Origin of the sequence: Inquilinus sp. YAF38, assembly GCF_052113205.1 — a bacterium.
GTDB lineage: Bacteria > Pseudomonadota > Alphaproteobacteria > DSM-16000 > Inquilinaceae > Inquilinus.
This window is the reverse complement of the sequence record NZ_JBFRCU010000185.1, coordinates 1-3,322: the sequence shown is the minus strand read 5'-3', so window position 1 is coordinate 3,322 and position 3,322 is coordinate 1. Positions and strand designations below refer to the sequence as shown.

Below are 3,322 nucleotides of genomic sequence, written 5' to 3'. Positions count from 1 at the left end.
ACGTGACCGTCTGGGCCTGCAGGCCCGAGCCTGGACAGACCAGCGTGCCGATCGGGCATGCCATCGCCAACACCCGGATCCACATTCTCGATGCCGATCTGAACCCGGTGCCGGAAGGTGTGTCGGGAGAGCTGTACATCGCCGGGGTGAACCTGGCGCGGGGCTATCTGGGCCGTCCGGACCTGACGGCGGACCGGTTCGTGCCGGACCCGCAGGGTCCACCGGGCAGCCGGATGTACCGCTCGGGCGATCTGGTGCGGCGTCGCGCGGACGGGGCGATCGAGTATCTCGGCCGGCTGGACCATCAGGTGAAGCTGCGGGGCCTGCGGATCGAGCTCGGCGAGATCGAGGCGGGCTTGCGCGCCTATCCCGGCATCCGGGATGCGGTGGTGGTGCTGCGCGAGGGGCGGCTGGTCGGCTATGTCTCCGGCGAGGCGCAGCCCGACGAGGCGGGGCTGAAGCAGCACCTCGCGGCCCTCCTGCCGGAGTACATGGTGCCGTCGCGCCTGCTGTGGCTGGAGCGTCTGCCGCTCTCGGCCAACGGCAAGCTGGACCGGAAGGCGTTGCCTGAGCCGGAATGGGAGAGCGAAGCCGAGACACTGGCCGAGCCGGAGGGCGAGGCGGAGCAGGCGATCGCGAGGATCTGGGCGGAGGTGCTAGGCCTGCGCCAAGTGGGCCGGGATGACAACTTCTTCGATCGGGGCGGAGACTCCATCCTCTCCCTGCAGGTAATCGCCCGGGCTCGGCGCCAAGGGCTGATCCTGACCCTCCGCGACACCTTCCAGCACCAGACCGTGCGGGCCCTGGCCGCGGCGGCGCGCCGGGGGACGGCGCCGGCATCCGGTCCGGCCTCGACTGTCGCCACCGACAGGCCAGAGCGTCTGACCCCGTCGGACCTGCCTCTGGCCGGGCTGAGCCAGGCCCAGATCGACGCCCTGCCGGTTCCGGCCGCGGAGATCGCCGACGCCTATCCGCTGTCGCCGATGCAGCAGGGTCTGCTGTTTCACGCCTTGCACGCGCCGGAGACCGGGCTCTACGTCAACCAGGTGCTGGCGACCTTCGACGGGCCGCTCGACGCCGGCCGCTTCGCCCGCGCCTGGGAGGCCGCGATCGAACAGCACGACATCCTGCGCACCGGCTTCCTGTGGGACGGCGCCCTGACCGCGCCGCTGCAGCTGGTGCGGCGCAGCGTCCCCGTGCCGGTCGAGATCCGCGACGGACACGGCCTCGACGAGCCGGGGATCGCCGAGATCGCTCGCTGGGAGCGCGAGCGCGGCTTTGATCTGTCGGCACCGCCGCTGATGCGGGTGCTGCTGCTGCAGATGGCCGAGGGCCAGCACCGGCTGGTCTGGACCTTCCACCACATCCTGATGGATGGCTGGAGCACGTCGCGGCTGATCGGCGAGGTGCTGTCGCAGTATCACGGCGCGGCGCCGGCTGTCGGACCGGGCCGCTACCGCGACCACATCGCCTGGCTGGCCGGCCGCGATGCCGCGGCGGACGAGGCGTTCTGGCGCGGCGAGTTGGCTCGGCTGGAGACACCGACCCGGCTGGCCGACGCGCTGCCAGCCCCGGCGCAGAAGGGCGACGGGCACGGCGTCCTCGCCACCTGCCGCGACGCCGGCCGCACGACGCGACTGGCTGCCTTCTGCCGCCATCAGCGCATCACTCTGAACACCCTGGTGCAGGGTGCCTGGGCGCTGCTGCTGTCACGCTACACCGGCCAGCCCACCGTCGCCTTCGGCGCCACCGTCGCCGGCCGTCCGGTCGAGCTGCCGGGGGCCGAGACGCTGCTGGGCCTGTTCATCAACACCCTGCCGGTGATCCAGCAGCCGGACCCCGAGGCCCGGGTCGGCGACTGGCTGCGCCAGGTGCAGGACGCCATGCTGGCGTTGCACGAGCACGAGCACACGCCGCTGGCGGATATCCAGCGCTGGGGCGGCCAGGGCGGCCTGTTCGACACGCTGCTGGTGTTCGAGAACTACCCGATCGACCGTGCCGCGCGCGCCGGCGGCGACCTGCGAGTGGTGGCGGCGGAGACAGTGGAGGCGACGCACTACCCGCTGTCGCTGGCGGTCCAGGCCGGCGATACGCTTGACATCGCCTATGGCTATCGTCGCGATGCCTTCGCGCCAGCGCAGATCGAGGCGCTGGCCTGCCATCTCGACACGCTGCTCGACCGCCTGGCCGGGGATGAGGGCGCTGTCCTCGGGTCCCTGTCGCTTTTGGCGGAGGCGGAACTCGCCCAGATCACGGCCTGGCAGATCGAGCCCCACGAGGCCGAGCCGTATCGCTCGGTGCAGGACTGGATCGCCCATTGGGCGGCGGCGGAGCCGGGCCGGACCTCGGTGATCTTCGGCGACCGCGAGGTCAGCCGGGGCGAGCTGGATCGTCGGGCCAATCACTTGGCGCACCGTCTGGTGCGGGCTGGCGTCGGATCGGACGTTCTGGTCGGGGTGGTGCTGGAGCGGTCGGTGGAGCTGCTGGTGGCGTTGCTGGCRGTGCTGAAGGCGGGCGGCGCATATGTGCCGCTGGCGCCGGATGCACCGGCAGCGCGGCTGGCCGAGGTGGCGGCCGACAGCGGGCTGCGGCTGGTGCTGACCCAGGCGTCGCTGGTCGAGCGGCTGCCGCAGGGTCTGGAGCGCCTCCTGGTCGAGGCGGGGGAGGCCGAGGCCGAGGCCGAGGCGGGGCCGGCGGTGGCGCTGCATGCCGAGAACCTGGCCTATGTGGTCTACACCTCGGGGTCGACCGGCAAGCCCAAGGGCGTCGCCGTCGCCCACGGCCCGCTGGCCATGCATTGCCGGGTGACCGCGCCGCTCTACGACATGGACGAGAGCTCGCGCGAGTTCCATTTCATCGCCTTCAGCTTCGACGGCGCGCATGAGCGCTGGCTGACCGCGCTGACCTGCGGTGCCAGCCTGGTGCTGCGCGACGAGAGTCTGTGGTCGGCGGAGAAGACGCTGGCGGCGATCGGCCGGCACGGCGTCACCAATGCCGGCTTCCCGCCGGTCTACATCAACGAGATGGCCGCCTGGGCCGAGCAGACCGGCAGCTGCCCGCCGGTCGACCTCTACTCCTTCGGTGGGGAGGCGATGCCAGCGGCGGGGTACGACCGAGTGCGTCGGGCTTTGCGACCGCGGGCCTTGATCAACGGGTATGGCCCGACCGAGGCGGTGGTGACGCCTTTGGTGTGGAAGGGGAATGCCGAGACGGCCTGCGACGGGGCCTATGTGCCGATCGGCCGTCCGGTGGGGGACCGCCGGGCCTATGTGCTGGACGGGCGGCTGCAGCCGGTGCTGGTGGGCGTGGCGGGCGAGCTCTA

General features: G+C 71.8%; 1 protein-coding gene. It reads left to right on the top strand.

From position 1 onward, the window contains the following. Nucleotides 1–44 precede the first annotated feature (44 nt). The coding region (locus AB4Z01_RS36010; RefSeq protein WP_441701629.1) for a condensation domain-containing protein at nucleotides 45–3,322 on the top strand (3,278 nt) is incomplete at its 3' end.